Origin of the sequence: Streptococcus sp. k-378 (genome assembly GCF_013277505.1) — a bacterium.
GTDB classification, from domain to species: domain Bacteria; phylum Bacillota; class Bacilli; order Lactobacillales; family Streptococcaceae; genus Streptococcus; species Streptococcus pseudopneumoniae.
The window spans coordinates 16,392-42,570 of the sequence record NZ_VMNC01000003.1 but is presented as its reverse complement, the minus strand read 5'-3'; the positions used below and the strand labels follow the sequence as shown (position 1 = coordinate 42,570).

At 39.5% G+C, this 26,179-nt stretch carries 29 protein-coding genes, 1 pseudogene and 1 other annotated feature; of the genes and pseudogenes, 19 read left to right on the top strand and 11 right to left on the bottom strand.

The window, feature by feature from the left end:
- The first annotated feature begins 171 nt into the window (after positions 1–171).
- From HT719_RS00300 to radC, 6 genes are all read left to right on the top strand, one after another.
- Complete coding sequence (locus HT719_RS00300; RefSeq protein WP_023940713.1) at positions 172–1,431, top strand: UDP-N-acetylglucosamine 1-carboxyvinyltransferase; 1,260 nt, start codon at positions 172–174, stop codon at positions 1,429–1,431.
- Between the two features lie 15 nt (positions 1,432–1,446).
- Positions 1,447–1,998 (top strand): GNAT family N-acetyltransferase, encoded by a 552-nt coding sequence (locus HT719_RS00295; RefSeq protein ID WP_001028719.1) that lies wholly within the window; start codon positions 1,447–1,449, stop codon positions 1,996–1,998.
- Entirely contained in the window at positions 1,991–3,268 is a 1,278-nt protein-coding gene (spxR, locus tag HT719_RS00290; protein WP_000033818.1) for a CBS-HotDog domain-containing transcription factor SpxR, read from the top strand. Before HT719_RS00295 ends, spxR begins: the two co-directional genes overlap by 8 nt.
- A 15-nt stretch (positions 3,269–3,283) precedes the next feature.
- Entirely contained in the window at positions 3,284–4,144 is an 861-nt protein-coding gene (locus tag HT719_RS00285; RefSeq protein WP_000631540.1) for a methionyl aminopeptidase, read from the top strand.
- Positions 4,145–4,660: 516 nt separating this feature from the next.
- Positions 4,661–6,952 carry a DNA helicase PcrA gene (gene pcrA, locus HT719_RS00280; protein ID WP_172927861.1) on the top strand — a complete coding sequence of 764 codons (2,292 nt, stop codon included), beginning with the start codon at positions 4,661–4,663 and terminating at the stop codon, positions 6,950–6,952.
- A 42-nt stretch (positions 6,953–6,994) separates the two neighbouring features.
- Positions 6,995–7,675: a DNA repair protein RadC gene (gene radC, locus HT719_RS00275; protein ID WP_138704919.1), complete on the top strand. Its 681-nt coding sequence runs from the start codon at positions 6,995–6,997 to the stop codon at positions 7,673–7,675.
- On the opposite strand, the gene HT719_RS00270 is transcribed toward radC, so the two are convergent.
- From HT719_RS00270 to HT719_RS00240, 7 genes are all read right to left on the bottom strand, one after another.
- Complete coding sequence (locus HT719_RS00270; protein ID WP_000743339.1) at positions 7,672–8,361, bottom strand: gamma-glutamyl-gamma-aminobutyrate hydrolase family protein; 690 nt, start codon at positions 8,359–8,361, stop codon at positions 7,672–7,674. The two genes, radC and HT719_RS00270, sit on opposite strands and share 4 nt — an antisense overlap.
- A gap of 17 nt (positions 8,362–8,378) precedes the next feature.
- The gene (locus HT719_RS00265) at positions 8,379–9,020 is read right to left on the bottom strand and encodes a redox-sensing transcriptional repressor Rex (RefSeq protein WP_000653403.1); all 642 of its coding nucleotides are present in this window, start codon (positions 9,018–9,020) and stop codon (positions 8,379–8,381) included.
- 82 nt (positions 9,021–9,102) lie between these two features.
- Positions 9,103–9,318 (bottom strand): DUF4649 family protein, encoded by a 216-nt coding sequence (locus HT719_RS00260; protein WP_000462493.1) that lies wholly within the window; start codon positions 9,316–9,318, stop codon positions 9,103–9,105.
- Positions 9,319–9,325: 7 nt separating this feature from the next.
- Positions 9,326–9,673, bottom strand: a complete 348-nt coding sequence (locus HT719_RS00255; RefSeq protein WP_000863540.1) for a DUF1831 domain-containing protein — start codon at positions 9,671–9,673, stop codon at positions 9,326–9,328.
- Between the two features lie 4 nt (positions 9,674–9,677).
- Positions 9,678–10,793, bottom strand: a complete 1,116-nt coding sequence (locus HT719_RS00250) for a cysteine desulfurase family protein (RefSeq protein WP_138705283.1) — start codon at positions 10,791–10,793, stop codon at positions 9,678–9,680.
- A gap of 9 nt (positions 10,794–10,802) precedes the next feature.
- Positions 10,803–11,762 (bottom strand): ribose-phosphate diphosphokinase, encoded by a 960-nt coding sequence (locus tag HT719_RS00245; protein WP_001283809.1) that lies wholly within the window; start codon positions 11,760–11,762, stop codon positions 10,803–10,805.
- A 112-nt stretch (positions 11,763–11,874) separates the two neighbouring features.
- Positions 11,875–12,444, bottom strand: coding sequence for a CYTH domain-containing protein (locus HT719_RS00240; RefSeq protein ID WP_000681273.1), 570 nt, complete (start codon positions 12,442–12,444; stop codon positions 11,875–11,877).
- A gap of 128 nt (positions 12,445–12,572) precedes the next feature.
- Between HT719_RS00240 and HT719_RS00235 the strand changes: the two genes are divergently transcribed.
- The 4 genes from HT719_RS00235 to pta are packed head-to-tail and all read left to right on the top strand — an operon-like array spanning position 12,573 to position 15,957.
- Positions 12,573–13,244 (top strand): GTP pyrophosphokinase family protein, encoded by a 672-nt coding sequence (locus HT719_RS00235; protein ID WP_000171681.1) that lies wholly within the window; start codon positions 12,573–12,575, stop codon positions 13,242–13,244.
- Positions 13,228–14,046, top strand: a complete 819-nt coding sequence (locus tag HT719_RS00230; RefSeq protein ID WP_000799049.1) for an NAD kinase — start codon at positions 13,228–13,230, stop codon at positions 14,044–14,046. The genes HT719_RS00235 and HT719_RS00230 overlap by 17 nt, the downstream gene beginning before the upstream one ends.
- The gene (locus HT719_RS00225; protein WP_172927859.1) at positions 14,043–14,939 is read left to right on the top strand and encodes an RluA family pseudouridine synthase; all 897 of its coding nucleotides are present in this window, start codon (positions 14,043–14,045) and stop codon (positions 14,937–14,939) included. Before HT719_RS00230 ends, HT719_RS00225 begins: the two co-directional genes overlap by 4 nt.
- Before the next feature lie 43 nt (positions 14,940–14,982).
- The gene (gene pta, locus HT719_RS00220) at positions 14,983–15,957 is read left to right on the top strand and encodes a phosphate acetyltransferase (protein ID WP_061439064.1); all 975 of its coding nucleotides are present in this window, start codon (positions 14,983–14,985) and stop codon (positions 15,955–15,957) included.
- A gap of 341 nt (positions 15,958–16,298) precedes the next feature.
- On the opposite strand, the gene HT719_RS00215 is transcribed toward pta, so the two are convergent.
- Complete coding sequence (locus tag HT719_RS00215; protein WP_172927857.1) at positions 16,299–16,598, bottom strand: YbaB/EbfC family nucleoid-associated protein; 300 nt, start codon at positions 16,596–16,598, stop codon at positions 16,299–16,301.
- Positions 16,599–17,013: 415 nt separating this feature from the next.
- Between HT719_RS00215 and HT719_RS00210 the strand changes: the two genes are divergently transcribed.
- From HT719_RS00210 to rpmA, 4 genes are all read left to right on the top strand, one after another.
- Positions 17,014–17,706, top strand: coding sequence for a YoaK family protein (locus tag HT719_RS00210; RefSeq protein WP_240156535.1), 693 nt, complete (start codon positions 17,014–17,016; stop codon positions 17,704–17,706).
- Between the two features lie 58 nt (positions 17,707–17,764).
- Positions 17,765–17,852 (top strand) — a sequence feature (ribosomal protein L21 leader region).
- A gap of 36 nt (positions 17,853–17,888) precedes the next feature.
- Complete coding sequence (gene rplU, locus HT719_RS00205) at positions 17,889–18,203, top strand: 50S ribosomal protein L21 (RefSeq protein ID WP_000109141.1); 315 nt, start codon at positions 17,889–17,891, stop codon at positions 18,201–18,203.
- 15 nt (positions 18,204–18,218) lie between these two features.
- On the top strand, positions 18,219–18,563 hold the full coding sequence (locus HT719_RS00200; RefSeq protein ID WP_049512999.1) for a ribosomal-processing cysteine protease Prp: 345 nt from the start codon (positions 18,219–18,221) through the stop codon (positions 18,561–18,563).
- Positions 18,564–18,579: 16 nt separating this feature from the next.
- Positions 18,580–18,873 (top strand): 50S ribosomal protein L27, encoded by a 294-nt coding sequence (rpmA, locus tag HT719_RS00195; protein ID WP_000916509.1) that lies wholly within the window; start codon positions 18,580–18,582, stop codon positions 18,871–18,873.
- 220 nt (positions 18,874–19,093) lie between these two features.
- On the opposite strand, the pseudogene HT719_RS00190 reads toward rpmA, so the two are convergent.
- A pseudogene (locus HT719_RS00190) lies at positions 19,094–19,230 on the bottom strand (TIGR03943 family protein); the annotation flags it as partial.
- Positions 19,231–19,299: 69 nt separating this feature from the next.
- Positions 19,300–19,416, bottom strand: a complete 117-nt coding sequence (locus tag HT719_RS11855; protein WP_275690609.1) for an SPJ_0845 family protein — start codon at positions 19,414–19,416, stop codon at positions 19,300–19,302.
- A 307-nt stretch (positions 19,417–19,723) separates the two neighbouring features.
- Here HT719_RS11855 and HT719_RS00185 point away from each other — a divergent pair, with 307 nt between their 5' ends.
- On the top strand, positions 19,724–20,641 hold the full coding sequence (locus HT719_RS00185) for a bifunctional riboflavin kinase/FAD synthetase (RefSeq protein WP_172927854.1): 918 nt from the start codon (positions 19,724–19,726) through the stop codon (positions 20,639–20,641).
- A 92-nt stretch (positions 20,642–20,733) separates the two neighbouring features.
- Here the strand turns inward: HT719_RS00185 and HT719_RS00180 are convergent, their stop codons facing one another.
- Positions 20,734–21,582, bottom strand: a complete 849-nt coding sequence (locus HT719_RS00180; RefSeq protein WP_000592055.1) for a YitT family protein — start codon at positions 21,580–21,582, stop codon at positions 20,734–20,736.
- Positions 21,583–21,723: 141 nt separating this feature from the next.
- Between HT719_RS00180 and HT719_RS00175 the strand changes: the two genes are divergently transcribed.
- The 4 genes from HT719_RS00175 to HT719_RS00160 all read left to right on the top strand — a co-directional run bounded on the left by HT719_RS00175 (position 21,724) and on the right by HT719_RS00160 (position 26,134).
- Positions 21,724–22,563 (top strand): DegV family protein, encoded by an 840-nt coding sequence (locus HT719_RS00175; RefSeq protein ID WP_000161383.1) that lies wholly within the window; start codon positions 21,724–21,726, stop codon positions 22,561–22,563.
- A 105-nt stretch (positions 22,564–22,668) separates the two neighbouring features.
- Complete coding sequence (locus HT719_RS00170) at positions 22,669–22,944, top strand: HU family DNA-binding protein (RefSeq protein ID WP_001284639.1); 276 nt, start codon at positions 22,669–22,671, stop codon at positions 22,942–22,944.
- A 422-nt stretch (positions 22,945–23,366) separates the two neighbouring features.
- Positions 23,367–25,268, top strand: a complete 1,902-nt coding sequence (locus HT719_RS00165) for an ABC-F family ATP-binding cassette domain-containing protein (protein ID WP_172927852.1) — start codon at positions 23,367–23,369, stop codon at positions 25,266–25,268.
- A gap of 2 nt (positions 25,269–25,270) precedes the next feature.
- Positions 25,271–26,134 (top strand): MutR family transcriptional regulator, encoded by an 864-nt coding sequence (locus HT719_RS00160; RefSeq protein WP_172927850.1) that lies wholly within the window; start codon positions 25,271–25,273, stop codon positions 26,132–26,134.
- Positions 26,135–26,179: the final 45 nt, after the last annotated feature.

The following is a 26,179-nucleotide window of genomic DNA, read 5'->3' as shown; positions in this document are numbered from 1 at the left end:
CTGCGGCTAGCTTCCTAATCTGCTCTTTGGTTTTCATTGAGTATCAGTGACTAACTCATCAACTCTGATTTATCCAATAAAATTGAAAAGGATGGAAAAAAGGTTGCATTTATGATATAATTTATTTTAAAGACCTTATTAGAAATCTTGAGAGAGTATTGAAAACTTAGAATGAGAAAAATTGTTATCAATGGTGGATTACCACTACAAGGTGAAATCACTATTAGTGGTGCTAAAAATAGTGTTGTGGCCTTAATTCCGGCTATTATCTTGGCTGATGATGTGGTGACTTTGGATTGCGTTCCAGATATTTCGGATGTAGCCAGTCTTGTCGAAATTATGGAATTGATGGGAGCTACTGTTAAGCGTTATGACGATGTCTTGGAGATTGATCCAAGAGGTGTTCAAAATATTCCAATGCCTTATGGGAAAATCAATAGTCTTCGTGCATCTTATTATTTTTATGGAAGTCTTTTAGGTCGCTTTGGTGAAGCCACAGTTGGCTTGCCTGGAGGATGTGACCTTGGTCCTCGTCCGATTGACCTACACCTTAAGGCTTTTGAAGCTATGGGTGCCACTGTTAGCTACGAGGGAGATAACATGAAGTTATCTGCTAAAGATACAGGACTTCATGGTACAAGTATTTACATGGATACGGTTAGTGTAGGAGCAACGATTAATACGATGATTGCTGCGGTTAAAGCAAATGGTCGTACTATTATTGAAAATGCAGCCCGTGAACCTGAAATTATTGATGTAGCTACCCTCTTGAATAATATGGGTGCCCATATCCGTGGGGCAGGAACCAATATCATCATTATTGATGGTGTCGAAAGATTACATGGGACACGTCATCAGGTGATTCCAGACCGCATTGAAGCTGGAACATATATTTCCTTAGCTGCTGCAGTTGGTAAAGGAATTCGTATCAATAATGTTCTTTACGAACACCTAGAAGGATTTATTGCTAAGTTGGAAGAAATGGGAGTGAGAATGACTGTATCTGAAGACAGCATTTTTGTCGAGGAACAGTCTAATTTGAAAGCAATCAATATTAAGACGGCTCCTTACCCAAGCTTTGCAACTGATTTGCAACAACCGATTACCCCACTTTTACTAAGAGCGAATGGTCGTGGTACAATTGTCGATACGATTTACGAAAAACGTGTAAATCATGTTTTTGAACTAGTAAAGATGGATGCGAACATTTCGACAACAAATGGTCATATTTTGTACACGGGTGGACGTAGTTTACGTGGAGCCAGTGTTAAAGCAACTGACCTGAGAGCAGGTGCAGCTTTAGTTATTGCTGGTTTGATGGCCGAGGGACAAACTGAAATTATCAATGTCGAGTTTATCTTACGTGGTTATTCTGATATTATCGAAAAATTACGTAATCTAGGAGCGGATATTAGACTTGTTGAGTATTAAACCGTAGAGGTGTTTATGAATATTTGGACCAAATTAGCAATGTTTTCTTTTTTTGAAACGGATCGCTTGTATTTGCGTCCTTTCTTTTTTAGTGATAATCAGGACTTCCACGAGGTAGCTTCAAATCCAGAAAATCTTCAATTTATTTTCCCAACGCAGGCAAGTCTGGAAGAAAGTCAGTATGCACTTGCCAATTACTTTATGAAGTCCCCTTTGGGAGTGTGGGCAATTTGTGACCAGAAAAATCAACAAATGATTGGTTCTATTAAATTTGAGAAGTTAGATGAAATCAAAAAAGAAGCTGAGCTTGGCTATTTTTTGAGAAAAGATGCTTGGTCGCAAGGATTTATGACAGAGGTTGTTAGAAAAATTTGTCAGCTTTCTTTTGAAGAATTTGATTTAAAACAATTATCTATTATTACCCATCTCGAAAATGAAGCAAGTCAACGGGTTGCCCTTAAGTCTGGATTTCGATTGATTCGTCAGTTTAAAGGAAGTGATCGTTACACAAGAAAAATGCGGGATTATCTTGAATTTCGGTATGTAAAAGGAGAGTTCAATGAGTAAGCATCAGGAAATTCTAAGCTATTTGGAGGAATTACCAGTAGGTAAAAGAGTCAGTGTTCGTAGTATTTCCAATCATCTAGGAGTTAGTGATGGAACAGCCTATCGGGCTATTAAAGAAGCTGAAAACCGTGGAATTGTGGAGACCCGTCCTAGAAGTGGAACAATTCGTGTTAAATCCCAGAAAGTTGCTATAGAGAGATTAGCGTTTGCTGAAATTGCAGAGGTGACTTCTTCTGAGGTTCTGGCTGGGAAAGAAGGTTTAGAGAGAGAATTTAGTAAGTTCTCTATCGGTGCCATGACTGAACAAAACATCCTATCCTACCTTCATGATGGGGGACTCTTGATTGTCGGAGACCGGACCCGTATCCAATTACTAGCGCTGGAAAATGAAAATGCCGTTTTGGTTACAGGTGGTTTTCATGTTCATGATGATGTGCTTAAACTGGCAAATCAAAAAGGGATTCCTGTTCTAAGAAGCAAGCATGACACTTTCACTGTTGCGACTATGATCAATAAAGCCTTGTCAAATGTCCAAATCAAGACTGATATTTTGACAGTTGAGAAGCTTTATCGTCCAAGTCATGAGTATGGTTTTCTGAGAGAGACAGACACCGTTAAAGATTATTTGTACTTGGTACGCAAGAATCGTAGCAGTCGTTTTCCTGTTATCAATCAACATCAGGTTGTTGTTGGCATTGTAACCATGAGAGATGCTGGTGATAAGTCACCAAGTACCACAATTGACAAGGTCATGTCTCGTAGTTTATTTTTAGTTGGATTATCGACAAATATTGCCAATGTGAGTCAACGGATGATTGCTGAAGACTTTGAAATGGTACCGGTTGTTCGGAATAATCAAACCTTGCTTGGAGTTGTGACACGACGAGATGTCATGGAGAAGATGAGTCGTTCCCAAGTTTCTGCTCTACCAACTTTTTCTGAGCAGATTGGTCAAAAACTCGCTTATCACCATGATGAAGTCGTCATTACAGTGGAACCCTTTATGCTTGAGAAAAACGGTGTTTTGGCTAATGGTGTATTAGCGGAGATACTGACTCACATGACCCAAGATTTAGTTGTGAATAGTGGTCGCAATCTCATTATCGAGCAGATGCTCATCTACTTTTTGCAGGCTGTTCAGATAGATGATACACTGCGCATTCAAGCACGCATTATCCACCATACTAGACGGTCAGCTATTATTGATTACGATATTTATCATGGTCATCAGATTGTTTCAAAAGCAAATGTAACCGTTAAAATTAATTAGAAACTAGGAGAAAAAATGATAACATTAAAATCAGCTCGTGAAATCGAAGCTATGGATAAGGCTGGTGATTTTCTAGCAAGCATTCATATCGGCTTACGTGATTTGATTAAGCCAGGCGTAGATATGTGGGAAGTAGAAGAGTATGTCCGCCGTCGTTGTAAGGAAGAAAATTTCCTTCCACTTCAGATTGGGGTTGACGGTGCCATGATGGACTATCCTTATGCTACCTGTTGCTCTCTTAATGATGAAGTAGCTCATGCTTTCCCTCGTCACTATATCTTGAAAGATGGTGATTTGCTCAAGGTTGACATGGTTTTGGGAGGTCCAATTGCTAAGTCTGATTTGAATGTCTCAAAATTAAACTTCAACAATGTTGAGCAAATGAAGAAATACACTCAGAGCTATTCTGGTGGTTTAGCAGACTCTTGTTGGGCTTATGCTGTAGGTACACCGTCCGAAGAAGTGAAAAACTTGATGGATGTAACTAAAGAAGCAATGTATAAGGGGATTGAGCAAGCTGTTATTGGGAACCGTATTGGTGATATTGGTGCAGCCATTCAAGAATACGCTGAAAGTCGTGGTTACGGTGTAGTGCGTGATTTGGTTGGTCATGGTGTTGGCCCAACCATGCACGAAGAACCAATGGTTCCTAACTATGGTATTGCTGGTCGTGGACTTCGTCTCCGTGAAGGAATGGTCTTGACTATTGAACCAATGATTAATACAGGTGACTGGGAAATCGATACAGATATGAAAACCGGTTGGGCGCATAAGACCATTGACGGTGGATTGTCATGTCAGTATGAACACCAATTTGTCATTACGAAAGATGGACCTGTTATCTTGACTAGCCAAGGTGAAGAAGGAACTTATTAATAAAAATTGAAAAGACTACTGGAAGTTTATTTTGATAAAAAATCCAGTAGATCTTTTCATAATAAAACGCATTGTATCAAGTGTTAGGGGCTGATATCATGCGTTTTTCTGGCTTTAAGATTTTTTCCAACTCTGTTTGTAACCACATCATAACAGAGGGTCTAGGATTCAGGGCTCTCCTCCTATATACTATTAGTAAAGCAAAACTAGGGGAGAATATTTTAGTGTCGCAATCTATTGTTTCTGTAGAGGTTCCACAATATTGTCGTTTTGATTCTAAAAAGAGAAATGGAATTCTGTTTAACGTTCGTATTGCCAATCTTAAATTTACCTTTTTTATATTGATGTATTGAGCTAGTTCATGAAAAAATTAAGTGAAAAAGTCGAGTGTTTTAGAAACCCACAGTGTAGTATTCTAGTTTCAATCCACTATATTTTGCTACTCCCCGTAAAGTTTCTATTTTCCCTGAATTCTGATATAATAGAAATATTGACTTTAAGAGTAAGGAAGAGAAGATGAACGCATTATTAAATGGAATGAATGACCGTCAGGCTGAGGCGGTGCAAGCGACAGAAGGTCCCTTGTTGATCATGGCAGGGGCTGGTTCTGGAAAGACCCGTGTTTTGACCCACCGTATCGCTTATTTGATTGATGAAAAGCTTGTCAATCCTTGGAATATCTTGGCTATTACCTTTACCAACAAGGCTGCGCGTGAGATGAAGGAGCGTGCTTATAGCCTTAATCCAGCTACTCAGGACTGTCTGATTGCGACTTTCCACTCCATGTGTGTGCGTATTCTGCGTCGCGATGCGGACCATATTGGTTACAATCGCAATTTTACTATTGTAGATCCAGGGGAGCAGCGAACTCTCATGAAACGCATTCTCAAGCAGTTGAACTTGGATCCTAAAAAATGGAATGAACGAACTATTTTGGGAACCATTTCCAATGCTAAGAATGATCTGATTGATGATGTAGCTTATGCTGCCCAAGCTGGCGATATGTATACGCAAATCGTGTCCCAGTGTTATACAGCTTATCAGAAAGAACTGCGTCAGTCGGAGTCGGTTGACTTTGATGATTTGATTATGCTGACCCTGCGTCTCTTTGATCAAAATCCTGATGTCTTGACCTACTATCAGCAGAAGTTTCAGTACATCCATGTTGATGAGTACCAAGATACCAACCACGCTCAGTATCAATTGGTCAAACTCTTGGCTTCACGCTTTAAAAATATCTGTGTGGTTGGGGATGCGGATCAGTCCATCTACGGTTGGCGTGGTGCTGATATGCAGAATATTTTGGATTTCGAGAAAGATTATCCCCAAGCCAAGGTTGTTTTGTTGGAAGAGAATTACCGTTCCACTAAAACAATTCTCCAAGCGGCCAACGAGGTCATTAAAAACAACAAAAACCGCCGTCCTAAGAATCTCTGGACCCAGAATGCTGATGGGGAGCAAATCGTTTACTATCGTGCCAATGATGAGCTAGATGAGGCTGTATTTGTAGCCAGAACTATCGATGAACTTGGTCGGAGTCAAAACTTCCTTCACAAGGATTTTGCAGTTCTCTATCGTACTAACGCCCAGTCTCGTACTATTGAGGAAGCCCTGCTCAAGTCAAACATTCCTTATACCATGGTTGGTGGAACCAAGTTCTACAGCCGTAAGGAAATCCGCGATATTATCGCTTATCTTAATCTTATTGCTAATTTGAGTGACAATATCAGTTTTGAGCGTATTATCAACGAACCAAAACGTGGAATTGGGCCAGGTACTGTTGAGAAAATTCGTGACTTTGCAAATATGCAAAACATGTCTATGCTAGATGCTTCAGCCAATATCATGTTGTCTGGTATCAAGGGTAAAGTAGCCCAGTCTATCTGGGATTTTGCAAATATGATGTTAGATTTGCGAGAGCAACTGGACCACTTAAGCATTACTGAGTTGGTTGAGGCCGTCCTAGAAAAAACAGGTTACGTCGATATTCTTAACGCCCAAGCGACCTTAGAAAGCAAGGCTCGTGTAGAAAACATCGAGGAGTTCCTCTCTGTGACGAAAAACTTTGATGACACCTCTGATGAGTCAGAAGAGGAAACTGGTCTGGACAAACTGAGTCGTTTCTTAAATGACTTGGCTTTGATTGCGGACACAGATTCAGGTAGTCAGGAGACATCAGAAGTGACCTTGATGACCCTGCATGCTGCCAAAGGTCTCGAGTTTCCAGTTGTCTTTTTGATTGGGATGGAAGAAAATGTCTTTCCACTTAGTCGTGCAGCCGAGGATCCAGATGAATTAGAAGAAGAACGCCGTCTGGCCTATGTAGGAATTACGCGTGCAGAGAAAATTCTCTATCTAACAAATGCCAACTCGCGCCTGCTTTTTGGTCGTACCAACTACAACCGTCCCACTCGTTTTATTAACGAAATCAGCTCGGACTTACTTGAGTATCAAGGTCTGGCTCGTCCAGCAAATACAAGCTTTAAGGCATCTTATAGCAGTGGTGGGGTTGCCTTCGGTCAAGGTATGAGTCTTGCTCAGGCTCTTCAAGACCGTAAACGCAGTGCTGCCCCAAAATCTATCCAGTCAAGCGGTCTCCCATTTGGTCAATTTACAGCTGGAGCAAAATCAGCTTCTAGCGAGGCAAATTGGTCCATTGGTGACATTGCCCTCCACAAGAAGTGGGGAGAGGGAACTGTTGTGGAAGTTTCAGGTAGCGGTGCTACGCAGGAATTGAAAATCAATTTCCCAGAAGTAGGTTTGAAAAAACTTTTGGCTAGTGTGGCCCCAATTGAGAAAAAAATCTAATTTTTCATCCTTCTCACGAATAATAAAGTGAGGAGGATTTTTATGTACAGTATTTCATTCCAAGAAGATTCACTATTACCAAGAGAAAGACTGGCCAAGGAAGGAGTTGAAGCGCTCAGTAATCAAGAGTTACTAGCTATTTTACTCAGGACAGGAACACGTCAAGCCAGCGTTTTTGAAATTGCCCAGAAAGTCTTGAGCAATCTTTCAAGCCTAACGGATTTGAAAAAAATGACCCTGCAGGAATTGCAGAGTCTGTCTGGTATCGGCCGTGTTAAGGCTATAGAGTTGCAAGCTATGATTGAATTGGGGCATCGTATTCACAAATACGAGACCCTTGAGATGGAAAGTATTCTCAGCAGCCAAAAATTGGCCAAGAAGATGCAACAGGAATTAGGGGACAAAAAACAAGAGCACCTGGTGGCGCTCTATCTCAATACTCAAAATCAAATCATTCATCAACAGACCATTTTTATCGGTTCTGCAACTCGTAGTATCGCTGAGCCGCGAGAGATTCTTCACTATGCTATCAAGCATATGGCGACTTCACTCATCTTGGTCCACAATCACCCTTCGGGAGCGGTAGCCCCTAGCCGAAATGATGATCATGTCACTAAAATTGTTAAAGAAGCCTGCGACCTGATGGGGATTGTCCTCTTGGACCATTTGATTGTCTCACAATCTAGTTACTTTAGTTACCGTGAAAAGACAGATTTAATCTAAAGTTCATTAACAACATAGTCAAAGAGGTTTTTATCTTTGGGGCGATTTTCAAATAGAAATTCTGGGTGCCATTGGACACCGAGAAAGGCAACATCATCCGTACTCATGACAGCTTCAATAATACCATCTTTAGGATCATGAGCCGCAATCTTTAAATTTGGTGCTAAATCCTTGATACTCTGGTGATGGAAGGAGTTGATATGGGAGATTTCTCCATAGATTTCTCGGAGAACAGTATCAGGTTCTGTCACCAAGCGTTGAGTTGTGTACTCGGCAGAACAATTCTGCCAATGATCTTCGATATCTTGGTACAGAGTTCCGCCCATGGCAACGTTAAAGAGTTGGGTACCACGGCAGACGGAGAAAATAGGCTTTTTCTGTTTGATAGCTTCTTTGATGAGGGCTAGTTCGAATATATCTCTTTGAAGGTGGTAGTCATCGCTATCAATGGTTTTTGGTTCACCATAGAATTTTGGATCAACATTTTGCCCACCTGTCAAGATGAGCTTGTCAATCATACTGATATAGTGGCAGGCCATTTCTTGATCACCAATCGGTAGGATGATGGGAATCCCTCCAGCGTCTTTAACGCCTTCCACAAAGCCTTTTGCTGCGTAGCTCATCATGATGTCATCATCTGGATGAGTTTTTTCGTTTCCTGTTATCCCAATAACTGGTTTTTTCATAAAATGATTTTCGCTTTCTAATCCTCTTTTCGCATGAAGTAGAGGAGGGTTTGGAGTTCACTTGTCAAATCGACATACTGAACGACCACATCTTTTGGTAAATGCAGATGGACTGGTGAAAAACTAAGAATTCCTTTCACACCAGCATCTACCAAGAGATTAGCAACCTCTTGTGACTTAACACTGGGAACGGTCAGGATAGCAGTCTTGACATCGGCATCCTTGATTTTATCCTTGATTTGAGAAATTCCGTAAATGGGAATCCCGTCAGGAGTTTGGGTACCGACTTCAGGATGGTCATCCAGGTCAAATGCCATGATAATCTTCATCTTGTTACGCTCATGAAAGCGGTAGTGGAGAAGGGCATGGCCCATATTTCCAATACCAACCAGCATGACATTGGTAATAGAGTTATCATTGAGCAAATCGGCAAAAAATGTCATCAGTTTTTTGACATCATAGCCAAAACCACGACGACCAAGTTCACCAAAATAGGAAAAATCACGACGTACGGTCGCTGAATCAATACCGATAGCCTCTGCAATTTGTTTAGAGTTGGCACGTTCAATCTTTTCTGCATGAAATCTCTTAAAAATTCGATAGTAGAGAGAGAGTCTTTTTGCTGTAGCTTTTGGAATAGCAAACTGTTTATCTTTCACAAAATCACAACCTTTCTATTCTTCTATTTTATAGAAACATTGTGAAAAAATCAACAAAAACAAGAAAAAACTAAGAAAAATCTTAGTTTTGATGTAAAAAATCTGTATGTGATAGAAAACGGTAGAGGTCTCCGACCAGACCCTGATAAATTTTCTGGCTATTAAAAGTCAGAGAAGTTACATAAAGTGTATCTGGCAGGGTCACACATCCTGACAAAGCCAGCATGAGAGCTTCATAATCCTCATACTTGAGTGTACGCTCTACATGATAGCTGTCCTTATAGGTCAATTCAAACATATGGGACCTATCTTTCTGATTTTGTAAAGACACCACGTTCTACCAAGCTATCCATGAGGAAGTAGAATTTTTCCTGATGAATGTGGTGGTCTTCTGATTTGAAAATATCAACTAGACGAAGACCAAACTTGTCAGTGATATTGATTTTAGCCCCTGTAAGTTCCTTGTTAATGATGATTTTGAGTTGGAAGCCTTCACCGCTGTTTGGCACTTTTTCCAAAAGGCGAGTCAATTCATAGTTACCAACCTTAGTCTCAAAAAAGGTGTTATCTTTGAGGGTGAATTTTTTAACAGAAGGGCTAAGAGTGTAGTCGTAACGACAATTTTTTAACTGAATGGTTTTTTCAAATGCCATATGGCTAACCTCCGATAATTTCTTTTAAGGTTTTTGCGAGGGTTTGTAGGTCTTCAACAGTATTTTGTGGCGACAAACTGATACGAACGGATTCCTTCAAGCGTTCTGAATTTGCCCCGTACATGGCTTCAAGAACATGGCTGGATTGGACAATGCCTGCCGTACAGGCTGAGCCAGTAGAGATAGAAATTCCAGCCAAATCTAGCCGAAGGAGTAAAAGGTCATTTTTCTGATCAGGAAATCCAATATTGAGAACATAAGGGAGATGATGGTCTCCTCTATTCACGTAATACTGAATTCCTTCTAGCTCTGCAAGAAAGGCAGTTTCTAGATTTTGTACATGTTGGAAATGTTCTTCCTGTTTTTCTAGGTCTTCTTTTAGGGCTGCAACCATACCCACGATGGCAGCTAGATTTTCAGTTCCGGCTCGTTTTTTCTGTTCTTGGTCTCCGCCATGAAGATAGGAATCAAAATCCATGCTAGATGCGTAGAGAAAACCGATTCCCTTAGGACCATGGAACTTGTGGGCAGAAGCAGTGAGAAAATCAATGCCCAATTCTTCGGGATGAATTGGTATTTTACCAATAGCCTGAACTGCATCGACATGATAGGTAGCAGGGTGTTGCTTGAGTATTTGGCCAATTTCAGCAATGGGCAGTAGGTTTCCAGTTTCATTATTGGCGAACATGGTAGAAACCAAAATCGTATCATCACGTAAGGCCTTTTGAATTTGTTGGGCTGTGATTTCTTGATTTTCTGGTTGGATAATGGTTGCTTCAAACCCAAAGTGTTGAACCAAGTAATCAATGGTTTCAAGGACGGCATGGTGCTCAATGGCAGTTGTGATAATATGTTTTCCTTGTTCTTGATGACGAAGGCAGTAGCCAATGATGGCAGTATTGTTGCCTTCAGTCCCACCAGAAGTGAAAAAGATATGTTGAGGTTTTGTCCCTAGTAACTGGGCTAGTTCCTGACGGGCTTCTCGCAAGAGTTTGCCAGCTTGACGACCATGCCCATGAATACTAGAAGGATTTCCATAGGTTTCTTGCATCACCTTGGTCATAGCTGAAATAGCAACTGCTGACATAGGAGTCGTTGCAGCATTGTCCAAATAAATCAAAGAATCACCTTATTTCTTTTTGTTGTAGGCAAAGAGTGGGCTGACTGGTTTTCTTTCGTGGATACGGACGATAGCATCACCAATTAACTCACTAGCAGTGATGTAGCATACATTTTTAGGAGTTTTTTCTTTTGTTGCTACTGAATCAGTCACAAGAATTTCTTTAATCTTAGTATTGTCAAGAAGTTCAGCAGCTCCCTCGACGAAGAGGCCGTGGCTAGAAACAGCATAAATTTCTGTAGCCCCTTCACGTTCAACGATTTTAGCAGCTTCAGAGAAGGTACGTCCTGTATTCAGAATATCGTCAATTAAGATGGCTTTCTTACCTTCAACATCACCAATAATATAACCTTCGTTACGAGTTGCATCGTCTTGAGGGTAGTCGATAATGGCGATAGGAGCATCAAGATATTCAGCCAAGCTACGAGCACGCTTTACACCTGAATTTTTAGGGCTGACGACAACAACATCTGACCCAAGTAGACCCTTATCGCAGTAATGTTTTGCAAATAGGGGCACTGTGAAGAGGTTATCAACAGGAATATCAAAGAATCCTTGAACCTGAACGGCATGCAAATCAAGAGTCAGGATACGATCAACCCCAGCCTTAACCAGCATATTGGCAACTAGTTTTGCTGTAAGTGGCTCACGAGGACAAGCAATGCGGTCTTGACGTGCATAGCCAAAATATGGAAGGACAACGTTGATACTGTGGGCACTTGCACGCACACAAGCGTCGACCATGATCAACAATTCCATTAGGTGGTTGTTGACAGGGAAACTTGTTGATTGGATGATGTAAACATCATAACCACGGACACTTTCTTCGATATTCACTTGGATTTCTCCGTCTGAAAATTGACGTGATGATAGTTTTCCAAGTGGGACACCAACAGCTTCAGCAATTTTCTGTGCAATCTCTTGGTTAGAGTTGAGTGCGAAAAGTTTCATGTTTTTTCTATCTGACATTATAGACCGTCCTCTGTAAACTTTTTAAATCCTAGTGATATTTATCTTACATATATGAACTAGAACCTGTGTATTTTTATCTTTTCTATTTTACCAAAAAATGGAGATTATTTCAGCTATTTTTCATGCTTTTGACAAATCGAACCAATTTTGAAGGAGCTTTTTGGTAGGAAATCTGATTTTCCTCTAAAAATTGCTGGAAATCCTGTTTGCCTTGCTCATGATTTTCCACTTCAAGCTCTAATTCATAATCTGTCATATCAAAGTACTGACTTTCATCCAGTGCCATGAGGCCAATAGCTGTTTGCATTTCATAGCGAAGCGTTGTTAGACAACCAAGAACCTGCCATTCACTAGTTTGGATACCATGTTTCGCCAATTCATCCAATACTATCCCTTGAGGAAATTCTTTCTTGCTCAGATAGTTTTCAGCATCTTTTAGTTGCAATTTTTGGTTGTATTCCATGTTTCCAACACTCTGCGGGACTTTGAGTGTCAATTCTGCCCAGTCTTCAAAGGTTCGAATGCGCATAGCAACTTTCTTTTCTCGCAGCTCAAAATCAGGTGTGTCGATGTAGTAATTTTTTTGAAGAACAGGAGTGACACCTGTGAACTGGTCTTTTAGACGATCATACTCATCTTTTTTCAAGAGTGTTTTCAATTCAATTTCTAAATGTTTCATTTTTCTTACCTTTTCTTTATCGTTGAAAGCGGATTTATGGTATAATAAGCATTGTATTTATTGTATATGAATCTGGAGAAAAAATCAAAGATATTTTTGACGGATAATATGAGAACAAGGGAGAATATATGACCTTAGAATGGGAAGAATTTCTAGATCCTTACATTCAAGCTGTTGGTGAGTTAAAGATTAAACTTCGTGGTATTCGCAAGCAATATCGTAAGCAAAATAAGCATTCTCCGATTGAGTTTGTGACGGGTCGGGTCAAGCCAATTGAGAGCATCAAAGAAAAAATGGCTCGTCGTGGCATTACTTATGCGACCTTAGAGCACGATTTGCAGGATATTGCTGGCTTACGTGTGATGGTTCAGTTTGTAGATGACGTCAAGGAAGTAGTGGAGATTTTGCATAAGCGTCAGGATATGCGAATCATACAGGAGCGAGATTACATTACTCATCGAAAGGCTTCAGGCTACCGTTCCTATCATGTGGTAGTAGAATATACGGTTGATACCATCAATGGAGCCAAGACCATTTTGGCAGAAATTCAAATTCGTACCTTGGCCATGAATTTCTGGGCAACGATAGAACATTCTCTCAACTACAAGTACCAAGGGGATTTCCCAGATGAGATTAAGAAGCGACTGGAAATTACAGCTAGAATCGCCCATCAGTTGGATGAAGAAATGGGTGAAATTCGTGATGATATCCAGGAAGCCCAGGCTCTTTTTGATCCCTTGAGTAGAAAATTAAATGACGGTGTAGGAAACAGTGACGATACAGATGAAGAATACAGGTAAACGAATTGATCTGATAGCCAATAGAAAACCGCAGAGTCAAAGGGTTTTGTATGAATTGCGAGATCGTTTGAAGAGAAATCAGTTTATACTCAATGATAGCAGTCCGGACATTGTCATTTCCATTGGTGGAGATGGCATGCTCTTGTCGGCCTTTCATAAGTACGAAGACCAACTTGATAAGGTACGCTTTATCGGTCTTCATACAGGACATCTGGGCTTTTATACCGATTATCGTGATTTTGAGTTGGATAAGTTAATGACCAATTTGCAGCTAGATACCGGAGCAAGGGTTTCTTACCCTGTTCTAAATGTGAAGGTTTTTCTTGGAAATGGAGAGGTCAAGATTTTTCGTGCCCTCAATGAAGCTAGCATCCGCAGGTCTGATCGAACCATGGTGGCAGATATTGTCATCAATGGTGTTCCCTTTGAACGTTTTCGTGGAGACGGGCTAACAGTTTCAACGCCGACTGGTAGTACGGCTTATAACAAGTCTCTTGGCGGTGCTGTTTTACACCCTACCATTGAAGCTTTGCAATTAACGGAAATTGCCAGCCTCAATAATCGTGTCTATCGAACGCTGGGCTCTTCCATTATCGTTCCTAAGAAGGATAAGATTGAACTCATTCCAACAAGAAATGATTACCACACCATTTCGGTTGACAATAGTGTCTATTCTTTTCGTAGTATCGAGCGAATCGAGTATCAAATTGATCATCATAAGATTCACTTTGTCGCGACTCCTAGCCATACCAGTTTCTGGAACCGCGTTAAGGATGCCTTTATCGGCGAGGTGGACGAATGAGGTTTGAATTTATCGCAGATGAGCATGTCAAGGTTAAAACCTTTTTGAAAAAGCATGAGGTTTCTAAGGGGCTTCTGGCCAAGATTAAGTTTCGAGGTGGAGCTATTCTGGTCAATGACCAACCGCAAAATGCAACCTATCTATTGGATCTTGGAGACCGCGTTACTATCGATATTCCCGCTGAGGAAGGCTTTGAAACTCTAGAAGCTATCGAGAGACCATTAGACATTCTCTATGAGGATGATCATTTTCTAGTTTTAAACAAACCCTATGGAGTGGCTTCTATTCCTAGTGTCAATCACTCTAATACCATTGCCAATTTTATCAAGGGTTACTACGTCAAGCAAAATTACGAAAATCAGCAGGTTCATATTGTAACCAGGCTTGATAGGGATACTTCTGGCTTGATGCTCTTTGCCAAGCACGGCTATGCCCATGCACGATTAGACAAGCAGTTGCAGAAGAAGTCCATTGAAAAACGCTACTTTGCTTTGGTTAAAGGTGATGGTCACTTGGAGTCAGAGGGGGAAATTATTGCTCCGATTGCGCGTGACGAAGACTCTATTATCACCAGACGGGTGGCTAAAGGTGGAAAGTATGCCCATACTTCTTACAAGATTGTCGCTTCTTATGGAAATATCCACTTGGTTGATATTCGTCTGCATACTGGACGAACCCACCAAATCCGAGTCCATTTTTCTCATATTGGTTTTCCTTTGTTGGGCGATGATTTGTACGGTGGTAGCTTGGATGACGGCATTCAACGTCAGGCTCTGCATTGCCATTTCCTATCTTTTTATCATCCATTTTTAGAGCAAGACTTGCAGTTAGAAAGTCCCTTGCCGGATGATTTTAGCAACCTTATTACCCAGTTATCAACTAATACTCTATAAAAACTGATTCAGAGTATAATTATTATCTAAAAGGAGAAAACTCATGGAAGTTTTTGAAAGTCTCAAAGCCAACCTTGTTGGTAAAAATGCTCGTATTGTTCTCCCTGAAGGGGAAGAGCCTCGTATTCTGCAAGCAACTAAACGCTTGGTAAAAGAAACAGAAGTGATTCCTGTTTTGCTTGGAAATCCTGAAAAAATTAAAATTTATCTTGAAATCGAAGGGATCATGGATGGTTATGAAGTTATTGACCCTCAACATTATCCTCAATTTGAAGAAATGGTTGTTGCCTTGGTGGAGCGTCGCAAGGGCAAAATGTCTGAAGAAGATGCACGCAAGGTTTTGGTTGAAGATGTCAACTATTTTGGTGTTATGTTGGTTTACTTGGGCTTGGTTGATGGAATGGTATCTGGAGCTATTCACTCAACAGCTTCAACAGTCCGCCCAGCCCTACAAATCATCAAAACTCGTCCAAATGTGACTCGTACTTCAGGTGCCTTCCTCATGGTTCGTGGTACGGAACGTTACCTATTTGGAGACTGTGCTATCAATATCAATCCTGATGCAGAAGCCTTGGCTGAAATTGCCATCAACTCAGCAATCACAGCTAAGATGTTTGGCATCGAGCCTAAAATTGCTATGCTAAGCTATTCTACTAAGGGTTCAGGTTTTGGCGAAAGCGTTGATAAGGTCGTAGAAGCAACTAAAATTGCTCACGACTTGCGTCCTGATCTTGAAATCGATGGTGAGTTACAATTTGATGCGGCCTTTGTTCCAGAAACTGCTGCTCTGAAAGCTCCGGGAAGTACAGTAGCTGGTCAAGCAAACGTCTTCATCTTCCCAGGTATCGAGGCAGGAAATATCGGCTACAAGATGGCAGAACGTCTTGGTGGCTTTGCGGCTGTAGGACCTGTTTTACAAGGTTTGAACAAGCCTGTTAACGACCTCTCTCGTGGATGTAATGCTGATGATGTGTACAAGTTGACCCTTATCACAGCAGCTCAAGCTGTTCATCAATAGTGAAAACTATAAAGCGATATACTATGCTATACTGTAGTTATGAAACTATGTACGAAAAGCACTGCCATTAACTCCTGAGAACTAAATTACTGATTGGTGTCAAAAAGGACAACTTCCAAGCGATAATATCCTGTCTATATACGACCTATGGAAATCTGTAATATACATATCTGTAAAACGATAAATTCCCTTTTTGATTTTAAATGAGTATGAAAAGAGAATTTTTTCATGAGAAAACGCATAATATTGAGTGTTTTGACACCTGCTATTATGCGTTTTTTATAATTTTTGCACCTTTCTTAGCCTTTGTTATCGACAAGTATTGTTCTAGCTCCTTGTTTTTAGAATGGCAATTTCCCAGCGAAAGCACCCAGTTTTTTCTTGGTAGTTTTATCGATTTGTTCAAGAGCATAGTTGATGGCTTGAACGGTCATATCAGAAAGAGTTTCAAGGTCCTCTGGGTCAACGATAGCTGGATTGAAATCAATGCTGACAACTTTCTTATCTCCAGTTAAGGTCGCTTGGACAAGGTCTTGAGCAGATTTGCCAACAAATTGCATGGCAGCAAGTTCGGTCTGGCTTTGTTCCATTTGTTTTTGAAGTTTTTGTGCTTGACGCATCATGTTTTGCATGTTCATCATAAGATTTCTAAAGTTCCTTTCATCTCAAGGGGATAATCCTTGTTGTTAACAAGTGCCTGATTTTCTCTCCTAATTGTTATTAGTAGCATAGCCATCAAGCCCAAGTATTGATTTTATTATACCATTTTTTTAAGACATAGTCTTTTATTGGTGAGAGTTATTTATGTCAAGGAGTGATTGGAAATAAATTAAAATAATGATTTTTGCTAAGAGGGGCTCTATTCTAGTTTCATGGAAATGATTTTACTAAAGGTTTATATGCTTTGTTTATCAACATGTTACCTCTATCTATTTTTGGATAAATAGTTGTCTATTATTATTTTTATGCTAATAGTAAAATCTAAATGGTAGTCTACGATTTTTTAGAAAGAAAATGGTACAATATTTCTAAAGAGAAAATACAATGGGAGGGAAAATGAGGTTATTACCTATAAGAAAAATATCACGTCAGTCTAAAAGGTTAGCACTTTTTTTGACCTTTTGTGCAGGTTATGTAGATGCCTATACTTTTATTGTACGAGGAAATACCCTTGTAGCTGGACAAACTGGGAATGTCGTCTTTCTTTCGGTAGAGCTAATACAAAATAATGTTTCGGATGTTAGGGACAAGGTTCTCACCTTGCTAGCTTTTATGATGGGGGTCTTTTTATTAACTGTTTATAAGGAAAAATTGAGAATTGTGAAAAAACCAATTCTGTCACTGATTCCTTTGGCAATCTTATCAATAGTTATTGGTTTTGTGCCTCAGACTGTGGATAATATCTATCTAGTACCGCCCTTGGCCTTCTGTATGGGACTGGTTACAACTGCTTTTGGAGAAGTATCGGGTATTGCTTACAATAATGCCTTTATGACAGGGAATATCAAACGGACCATGTTGGCTTTTGGAGATTATTTCCGAACCAAGCACACTCCTTTTTTGCGTGAAGGGTTCATATTTGTTAGCCTGCTTAGTAGTTTTGTCCTTGGCGTTGTTTTTTCAGCCTATTTGACGATTTTCTATCATGAAAAGACCATTCTTGGTGTTCCTATTATGATGAGTATTTTTTACCTCAGCATGCTTTTTGCCTCGTGGCGGAAAAAAGTAAAAGAAAAAGCTTCATTTTAGGTGTTATTACTTGTAAGAAAATAGGAGATATGCTATACTTGAAGAGTTGACTATGCACGATCCTGTGCAACCGCACGAACATCGTTGCTTGATTATTCAAGTTTAAGTGGTTTGTCCCACGATGCTAGGCGAGTCTTCACAAAAAAATCGGGGAAACCCATAAAAATCATAGGAGGTGCATAATGAGCACATACGCAATTATCAAAACTGGCGGAAAACAAGTTAAAGTTGAAGTTGGTCAAGCAGTTTACGTTGAAAAATTGAACGTTGAAGCTGGTCAAGAAGTTACTTTTAACGAAGTTGTTCTTGTTGGTGGTGAAAACACTGTTGTCGGAACTCCACTTGTTGCTGGAGCTACTGTAGTTGGAACTGTTGAAAAACAAGGAAAACAAAAGAAAGTTGTTACTTACAAGTACAAACCTAAAAAAGGTAGCCACCGTAAACAAGGTCACCGTCAACCATATACAAAAGTTGTCATCAACGCAATCAATGCTTAATTTTAAGGAGAACACATGATACAAGCAGTCTTTGAGAGAGCCGAAGATGGCGAGCTGAGGAATGCGGAAATTACTGGACACGCCGAGAGTGGCGAATACGGCTTAGATGTCGTGTGTGCATCGGTTTCTACGCTTGCCATTAACTTTATCAATTCTATTGAGAAATTTGCAGGCTATGAACCAATCTTAGAATTAAACGAAGATGAAGGTGGCTATCTGATGGTTGAAATTCCAAAAGATCTTCCTTCACACCAGAGAGAAATGACCCAGTTATTCTTTGAATCATTTTTCTTAGGTATGGCAAACTTATCGGAGAACTCTTCAGAGTTCGTCCAAACCAGAGTTATCACAGAAAACTAACACGGAGGAAAACATTATGTTAAAAATGACTCTTAACAACTTGCAACTTTTCGCCCACAAAAAAGGTGGAGGTTCTACATCAAACGGACGTGATTCACAAGCGAAACGTCTTGGAGCTAAAGCAGCTGACGGACAAACTGTAACAGGTGGATCAATCCTTTACCGTCAACGTGGTACACACATCTACCCAGGTGTAAACGTTGGACGTGGTGGAGACGATACTTTGTTCGCTAAAGTTGAAGGCGTAGTACGCTTTGAACGTAAAGGACGCGATAAAAAACAAGTTTCTGTTTACCCAATCGCTAAATAAAAAGGTCCAGTGAACCTTTTTATCCCGAGCCTTGAAATATAAAGGCTAGGAAGCTAGAAGTAGCATAAACTAAGGCTTTCCGAGTTTTCGGAGAGCCTGTTTTTTTGTTTTGGTACCCATACTTTTTAATATGTATAGTGGATTGAATCTGGAATAGAATACTGTTAAAAATTGATTTGAGTTTCCTACTCGATTTCTTCAGATTTTATTTCAATTGACTATAAGAACTGGTATCTGGTTTCAAATATTGGCTTGTCGTCCCTTCACTTGTCTGAATGGCTTGAGCCGTTCCTTCTGATAAGGGAAAAGATATTCTTTAGCTGAAACTGTCTGAGAATACAAGCTAACAGATGGAGAGAAAAATAGCGCCAGTCTGAAACATACTAGATGGGAGTTGTTGAAAAGCAGTCATCTAGTTTTTCTTTTCTACTTTGGCTTTTTTTCTTTGTCATCAGGGAAAGTGACTTGCTTCAAATCAGGGAGTTTAGGAAACTCTTCAAATATCTTGCCTAAGTTGTCTCGTTTTGTAAATTTTACAGCCATAGGTGTACCTCGATTCTAAATTCTACCTTTTCGGCACCAATTAGTAATTTAAAGTTCTCAGGAGTTAGTTGCATTGCTTTTTCATACATAAGGATAGTATGACACTTTAAGGTTACCGAACAAGTCTAATCACTCCTTTCAAACTTTTGAAGATGTCCTACAAGTTTTTGAGAAGAATATTGCAAAGTTCATAGTTAAGCAACGATAGAGTGAAGTACTTTTTGAAAACAGGTACACTTCAGGTGAAAAAAACGACATTTCAGATTTTCTGTTCCAGAAATAGCTATCGCTATGATATAATTATTTTATGATTATTACTATTCCTATAAAAAACCAAAAAGATATTGGCACACCATCTGATTCAGTCGTTGTTCTCGGCTATTTTGATGGCATACATAAGGGGCATCAAGAATTATTTCGTGTTGCCAACAAGGCTGCGAGAAAAGATTTATTACCTATCGTCGTTATGACCTTTAATGAATCTCCAAAGATTGCTTTAGAGCCTTATCATCCTGATCTGTTTTTACATATTTTAAATCCTGCTGAACGTGAGAGGAAATTAAAGCGCGAAGGTGTAGAAGAATTATATCTCCTTGATTTTAGTAGTCAATTCGCTAGTCTTACTGCAGAAGAATTTTTTGCAACTTATATCAAGGCTATGAATGCCAAAATTATTGTTGCAGGTTTTGATTATACATTTGGTTCTGACCAAAAAAAGGCAGAAGATTTAAAGGATTACTTTGATGGAGAAGTTATCATTGTTCCACCTGTAGAAGATGAGAAAGGAAAGATTAGTTCAACTCGTATCCGTCAAGCTATTTTAGATGGAAATGTGAAAGAAGCAGGAGAACTTTTGGGGGCACCGCTTCCATCAAGAGGGATGGTGGTTCATGGTAATGCTCGTGGTCGTACGATTGGTTATCCGACAGCGAATTTAGTGCTTTTAGACCGTACTTATATGCCAGCAGATGGCGTTTATGTCGTTGATGTTGAGATTCAAAGACAGAAGTATCGTGCTATGGCTAGTGTCGGGAAAAATGTGACCTTTGATGGAGAAGAAGCACGTTTTGAAGTCAATATTTTTGATTTTAATCAAGATATTTATGGGGAAACCGTCATGGTTTATTGGCTTGATCGCATTCGAGATATGACCAAATTTGACTCAGTTGACCAATTAGTGGATCAGTTAAAGGCTGATGAAGAAGTAACTCGGAATTGGTCTTAAGAGCTTGAGTAAATAAAACAAAAAAGAGGTTGTCTGTAACCCAAAAGATAGATGATTTAGTCTAACTTTTGAGATCACTACACTACCTCTTTTTATTCTTTTTCAAAGGTGAATCCTTCTCCTAGGATTTCATGGGCTTCTGTAATGGTTATAAAGGCTTGAGGATCGATTCGATGAATCATTTCTTTCATTTTCACAATCTCATTTCTACCGACAATACAGTAGATGATTTTCAAATTTTCTTTACTATAGTAGCCGTGACCAGAAATAAAAGTAACACCTCTTCCGAGGTCATCATTAATTGCCTTAGCAAGTTGGTCAGGACGTTTTGTGATAATCATAAAGCCTTTGCCGGCATATCCTCCTTCACCAATCAAATCAATAACACGAGAAACAATAAAATCAAACAAAAGCGTGTAGGAAACCAATCTCAAATCCTTGAAGATTAGGAGAATCAACATGAGAATACAAAAATCTAAGATAAAGAGCAGTTTTCCTATGGATATATGAGTGTATTTGTTGAGAATACGAGCTAGAATATCAGTTCCGCCAGTTGTACCTCCAGCATTAAAAATAATTCCAAGGCCAATTCCTAATAGGATTCCCGCTATAAGGGCTGTGATTAGTAAATCACCTTGAAGATCAATATGAAGGGGAATATGCTCAAAAAAAGCTAACCAGGCGGACAAAGCTAAGGTTCCTAGTAAACTAGAATAGAGGGATTTGGCTCCAAAAATCTTCCAAGCTAGGATGAAAAGGGGAATATTAATCAGCAGGTTCATGAGGGAAACAGGGATTTTAAAAAGATAAAAGGTGATGAGGGTAATGCCTGTCGCCCCTCCTTCAAAGAGATGATGGGGAACTACAAAATAAGTCAGTCCAAAAGCATAAATAGCAGCACCTAGTAAAATGGTAAAAATGGGGTAAATTTTTTTAATCATAGGACACCTCTTTTCTTATAAGTTGATTATATCAAATTTTACAGAAAATTTGATTGACTCCATTAGGATTTTTAATCTTTTTTTTGATATAATTAGAAGCAAGGAAACCAATCTGAATCCTAAAATAGAAAGATTGATACTATGACAAAAATTAAGATTGTAACCGATTCATCTGTTACTATTGAACCTGAACTAGTAAAGCAATTAGATATTACAATTGTTCCATTATCTGTAATGATTGATAATGTTGTTTATTCTGATGCTGATTTGAAAGAAGAAGGTAAATTTCTTCACTTGATGCAAGAAGCTAAGAATCTTCCGAAAACAAGCCAGCCGCCTGTAGGTGTCTTTGCTGAAGTGTTTGAAAACCTATGCAAGGATGGTAGCCAGATTCTTGCTATTCATATGTCCCATGCTCTTTCGGGGACTGTAGAAGCAGCGCGCCAAGGTGCTAGTTTATCTACTGCCGATGTGACAGTTATCGATAGTTCCTTCACTGACCAAGCCTTGAAATTCCAAGTTGTCGAAGCTGCTAAATTAGCACAAGAAGGCAAAGACATGGAGACAATTTTATCTCATGTAGAAGAGGTTAAAAACAACACAGAACTTTATATTGGCGTTTCAACTTTGGAAAATCTTGTCAAAGGTGGACGAATTGGCCGTGTAACTGGATTGTTGAGCTCCCTTCTCAATATCCGTGTTGTCATGCAAATGAAAGACCATGAATTGCAGCCAATGGTTAAAGGTCGTGGAACTAAAACCTTTAAAAAATGGTTAGATGAGTTGACAACATCTCTCTCTGAACGTTCTGTAGCAGAGATTGGAATTTCATATTCTGGTAGTGCTGATTGGGCAAAAGAGATGAAAGAAAGCTTACAAGCTTATGTTGAAAAGCCAATTTCTGTTTTAGAAACAGGTTCCATTATTCAAACTCACACGGGTGAGAATGCGTGGGCTATTTTGGTACGTTACCATTCCTAAAAAATAAATAAAATGGGAAGAAATAGCGTTTTTAACTTGACCTAAAAGGGATTTTAGGATATGATTATATTTGTTAATTAGAAATTATTTGGAGGAATCGTTAACATGGCAAACAAACAAGATTTGATCGCTAAAGTAGCAGAAGCTACAGAATTGACTAAGAAAGACTCAGCAGCAGCAGTTGAAGCTGTATTTGCAGCAGTAGCTGACTATCTTGCAGCTGGTGAAAAAGTTCAATTGATCGGTTTTGGTAACTTTGAAGTTCGTGAGCGTGCAGAACGTAAAGGTCGCAACCCACAAACTGGTAAAGAAATGACAATTGCAGCTTCTAAAGTTCCAGCATTCAAAGCTGGTAAAGCTCTTAAAGACGCTGTTAAATAATCAGTCTTTAAAAAGCCTATTGTATCAAGCTTTCTAGCTTGGTCGGTAGGCTTTTTAATTATGAAATCTAGTAATAAATAGAGTTAAAAAGTTGAATGTTCCGAAAATATTGTATATATAGTAGACTGAATCTAAAATAGTACGAAACAATTGCTAAAACATTTATAGAAATTAATTTTACTTTCCCAATCGATTTGTTCTCATCTTATTTCAATTTGCTATACGTACGTATATAATGAAAAGAATTAAATAATAGACTTGTGCGATAACTATTTGAAGCAAGATTAGCTGGTTAGAAAGTCCAACAAGATAGCGAAGGAATCTAACATAAATTTTACATAATTTACTTTATGTTACAAACCCTTCGCTAAAATACTTACCATTATCTTGAATGCCTTAGGGAAACATGCTATACTACTTGTATGATTATTTTACAAGCTAATAAAATTGAACGTTCTTTTGCAGGAGAGGTTCTTTTCGATAATATCAACCTGCAAGTTGATGAACGAGATCGGATTGCCCTTGTTGGGAAAAATGGTGCAGGTAAGTCTACTCTTTTGAAGATTTTAGTTGGAGAAGAGGAGCTAACTAGCGGAGAAATCAATAAGAAAAAAGATATTTCTCTGTCTTACCTAGCCCAAGATAGCCGTTTTGAATCTGAAAACACTATCTACGATGAAATGCTTCATGTCTTTGATGATTTGCGTCGGACTGAGAAACAACTGCGTCAGATGGAGCTGGAGATGGGTGAAAAGTCTGGTGAGGATTTGGATAAACTGATGTCAGATTACGACCGCTTATCTGAAAATTTTCACCAAGCAGGTGGTTTCACTTATGAAGCTGATATTCGAGCGATTTTGAATGGATTCAAGTTTGACGAGTCTATGTGGCAGATGAAAATTGCCGAGCTTTCGGGTGGTCAAAATACTCGTTTGGCTCTAGCTAAAATGCTTCTTGAAAAGCCTAATCTCTTGGTCTTGGACGAGCCAACCAACCACTTAGATATTGAAACCATTGCCTGGCTAGAGAATTACTTGGTAAACTATAGCGGTGCCCTCATTATTGTCAGCCACGACCGTTATTTCTTGGACAAGGTTGCGACGATTACGCTGGATTTGACCAAGCATTCTTTGGATCGCTATGTGGGGAATTACTCTCGTTTTGTCGAGTTGAAGGAGCAAAAGCTAGCTACTGAGGCAAAAAATTATGAAAAGCAACAGAAGGAGATTGCGGCTCTGGAAGACTTTGTCAATCGCAATCTAGTCCGAGCTTCAACGACCAAACGTGCCCGATCTCGACGTAAACAACTGGAAAAAATGGAACGTTTGGATAAACCTGAAGCTGGCAAGAAAGCAGCCAATATGACCTTCCAGTCGGAAAAAAACTCTGGTAATGTTGTATTGACTGTTGAAAATGCGGCTATTGGTTATGACGGGGAAGTCTTGTCACAACCTATCAACCTAGATCTTCGTAAGATGAATGCTGTCGCTATCGTTGGTCCAAATGGTATCGGCAAGTCAACCTTTATCAAGTCTATTGTGGACCAGATTCCTTTTATCAAGGGGGAAAAGCGCTTTGGCGCTAATGTTGAGGTTGGTTACTATGACCAGACCCAAAGCAAGCTGACACCAAGTAATACTGTACTGGATGAACTCTGGAATGATTTTAAGTTGACACCAGAAGTTGAAATCCGTAACCGTCTAGGTGCCTTCCTTTTCTCAGGAGATGATGTCAAAAAATCAGTTGGCATGCTGTCTGGTGGCGAGAAAGCACGTTTGCTTTTGGCTAAATTGTCTTTGGAAAACAACAACTTCTTGATTCTGGACGAGCCAACCAACCACTTGGATATTGATAGCAAGGAAGTGTTGGAAAATGCCTTGATTGACTTCGATGGAACTCTTCTCTTCGTCAGCCACGACCGTTACTTTATCAATCGTGTGGCAACTCATGTACTGGAATTGTCTGAGAATGGCTCGACTCTTTACTTGGGAGATTACGATTATTATGTCGATAAGAAGGCTGAAATGGAAGTCGGTCTGACAGAGGAAGCTTCAACCAGCAATCAAGCAAAAGAAGCAAGCCCAGTTAATGACTATCAAGCTCAGAAAGAAAGTCAAAAAGAGGTTCGTAAGCTCATGCGACAAATCGAAAGTCTAGAAGCTGAAATTGAAGAGCTAGAAAGTCAAAGCCAAGCCATTTCTGAACAAATGTTGGAAACAAACGATGCCGACAAACTGATGGAATTGCAGGCTGAGCTGGACAAAATCAGCCACCGTCAGGAAGAAGCTATGCTTGAGTGGGAAGAATTATCAGAGCAGGTGTAAAGATGGAACATCTTGGAAAAGTATTTCGTGAATTTCGAACAAGTGGAAATTATTCTTTAAAGGAAGCAGCAGGCGAGTCCTGTTCAACCTCTCAGTTATCTCGCTTTGAGCTTGGGGAATCTGACCTAGCAGTCTCACGTTTTTTTGAAATTTTGGATAATATTCATGTGACCATTGAAAATTTCATGGACAAGGCTAGGGATTTTCAAAATCATGAACATGTTGCTATGATGGCACAGATTGTCCCACTTTACTACTCAAATGATATTGCAGGTTTTCAAAAGCTTCAAGAAGAACAACTTGAAAAGGCTAAGAGTTCGACGACTCCCCTTTATTTTGAGCTGAACTGGATTTTGTTACAGGGTCTGATTTGTCAAAGAGATTCGAGTTATGATATGAAGCAGGATGATTTGGATAAGGTAGCAGATTATCTCTTCAAAACAGAAGAATGGACCATGTATGAGTTGATTCTTTTCGGGAACCTCTATAGTTTCTACGATGTGGACTATGTCACTCGGATTGGTAGAGAAGTCATGGAGAGGGAGGAATTTTACCAAGAGATTGGTCGCCATAAGAGATTAGTGTTGATTTTGGCCCTCAATTGTTACCAGCATTGTTTAGAGCATCTTTCTTTTGACAATGCAAGCTATTTCGAGACTTATACAGAGAAGATTATTGGTAAAGGTATTAAGCTTTATGAGCGTAATGTTTTCCATTATTTAAAAGGTTTTGCCTTATATCAAAAAGGAAAGTGTAAAGAAGGTTGTAGCCAAATGCAAGAGGCCATGCATATTTTTGACGTGCTAGGTCTTCCAGAGCAAGTAGCCTACTATCAGGAACACTACGAAAAATTTGTCAAAGATTAATTTTCCCAAATAAGGGAAAAAATAAAAAGCTCCTTTCGGTTTTGA

What these genes read in the sequence shown, in the direction of transcription:
- HT719_RS00300 (WP_023940713.1), top strand. Translation starts at nt 172, where the DNA reads ATGAGAAAAATTGTTATCAATGGTGGATTACCACTACAAGGTGAAATC.
- HT719_RS00295 (WP_001028719.1), top strand. Translation starts at nt 1,447, where the DNA reads ATGAATATTTGGACCAAATTAGCAATGTTTTCTTTTTTTGAAACGGAT.
- spxR (WP_000033818.1), top strand. Translation starts at nt 1,991, where the DNA reads ATGAGTAAGCATCAGGAAATTCTAAGCTATTTGGAGGAATTACCAGTA.
- HT719_RS00285 (WP_000631540.1), top strand. Translation starts at nt 3,284, where the DNA reads ATGATAACATTAAAATCAGCTCGTGAAATCGAAGCTATGGATAAGGCT.
- pcrA (WP_172927861.1), top strand. Translation starts at nt 4,661, where the DNA reads ATGAACGCATTATTAAATGGAATGAATGACCGTCAGGCTGAGGCGGTG.
- radC (WP_138704919.1), top strand. Translation starts at nt 6,995, where the DNA reads ATGTACAGTATTTCATTCCAAGAAGATTCACTATTACCAAGAGAAAGA.
- HT719_RS00270 (WP_000743339.1), bottom strand. Translation starts at nt 8,361, where the DNA reads ATGAAAAAACCAGTTATTGGGATAACAGGAAACGAAAAAACTCATCCA.
- HT719_RS00260 (WP_000462493.1), bottom strand. Translation starts at nt 9,318, where the DNA reads ATGTTTGAATTGACCTATAAGGACAGCTATCATGTAGAGCGTACACTC.
- HT719_RS00255 (WP_000863540.1), bottom strand. Translation starts at nt 9,673, where the DNA reads ATGGCATTTGAAAAAACCATTCAGTTAAAAAATTGTCGTTACGACTAC.
- HT719_RS00245 (WP_001283809.1), bottom strand. Translation starts at nt 11,762, where the DNA reads ATGTCAGATAGAAAAAACATGAAACTTTTCGCACTCAACTCTAACCAA.
- HT719_RS00240 (WP_000681273.1), bottom strand. Translation starts at nt 12,444, where the DNA reads ATGAAACATTTAGAAATTGAATTGAAAACACTCTTGAAAAAAGATGAG.
- HT719_RS00235 (WP_000171681.1), top strand. Translation starts at nt 12,573, where the DNA reads ATGACCTTAGAATGGGAAGAATTTCTAGATCCTTACATTCAAGCTGTT.
- HT719_RS00230 (WP_000799049.1), top strand. Translation starts at nt 13,228, where the DNA reads ATGAAGAATACAGGTAAACGAATTGATCTGATAGCCAATAGAAAACCG.
- HT719_RS00225 (WP_172927859.1), top strand. Translation starts at nt 14,043, where the DNA reads ATGAGGTTTGAATTTATCGCAGATGAGCATGTCAAGGTTAAAACCTTT.
- pta (WP_061439064.1), top strand. Translation starts at nt 14,983, where the DNA reads ATGGAAGTTTTTGAAAGTCTCAAAGCCAACCTTGTTGGTAAAAATGCT.
- HT719_RS00215 (WP_172927857.1), bottom strand. Translation starts at nt 16,598, where the DNA reads ATGATGAACATGCAAAACATGATGCGTCAAGCACAAAAACTTCAAAAA.
- HT719_RS00210 (WP_240156535.1), top strand. Translation starts at nt 17,014, where the DNA reads ATGAGGTTATTACCTATAAGAAAAATATCACGTCAGTCTAAAAGGTTA.
- rplU (WP_000109141.1), top strand. Translation starts at nt 17,889, where the DNA reads ATGAGCACATACGCAATTATCAAAACTGGCGGAAAACAAGTTAAAGTT.
- HT719_RS00200 (WP_049512999.1), top strand. Translation starts at nt 18,219, where the DNA reads ATGATACAAGCAGTCTTTGAGAGAGCCGAAGATGGCGAGCTGAGGAAT.
- rpmA (WP_000916509.1), top strand. Translation starts at nt 18,580, where the DNA reads ATGTTAAAAATGACTCTTAACAACTTGCAACTTTTCGCCCACAAAAAA.
- HT719_RS11855 (WP_275690609.1), bottom strand. Translation starts at nt 19,416, where the DNA reads ATGGCTGTAAAATTTACAAAACGAGACAACTTAGGCAAGATATTTGAA.
- HT719_RS00185 (WP_172927854.1), top strand. Translation starts at nt 19,724, where the DNA reads ATGATTATTACTATTCCTATAAAAAACCAAAAAGATATTGGCACACCA.
- HT719_RS00180 (WP_000592055.1), bottom strand. Translation starts at nt 21,582, where the DNA reads ATGATTAAAAAAATTTACCCCATTTTTACCATTTTACTAGGTGCTGCT.
- HT719_RS00175 (WP_000161383.1), top strand. Translation starts at nt 21,724, where the DNA reads ATGACAAAAATTAAGATTGTAACCGATTCATCTGTTACTATTGAACCT.
- HT719_RS00170 (WP_001284639.1), top strand. Translation starts at nt 22,669, where the DNA reads ATGGCAAACAAACAAGATTTGATCGCTAAAGTAGCAGAAGCTACAGAA.
- HT719_RS00165 (WP_172927852.1), top strand. Translation starts at nt 23,367, where the DNA reads ATGATTATTTTACAAGCTAATAAAATTGAACGTTCTTTTGCAGGAGAG.
- HT719_RS00160 (WP_172927850.1), top strand. Translation starts at nt 25,271, where the DNA reads ATGGAACATCTTGGAAAAGTATTTCGTGAATTTCGAACAAGTGGAAAT.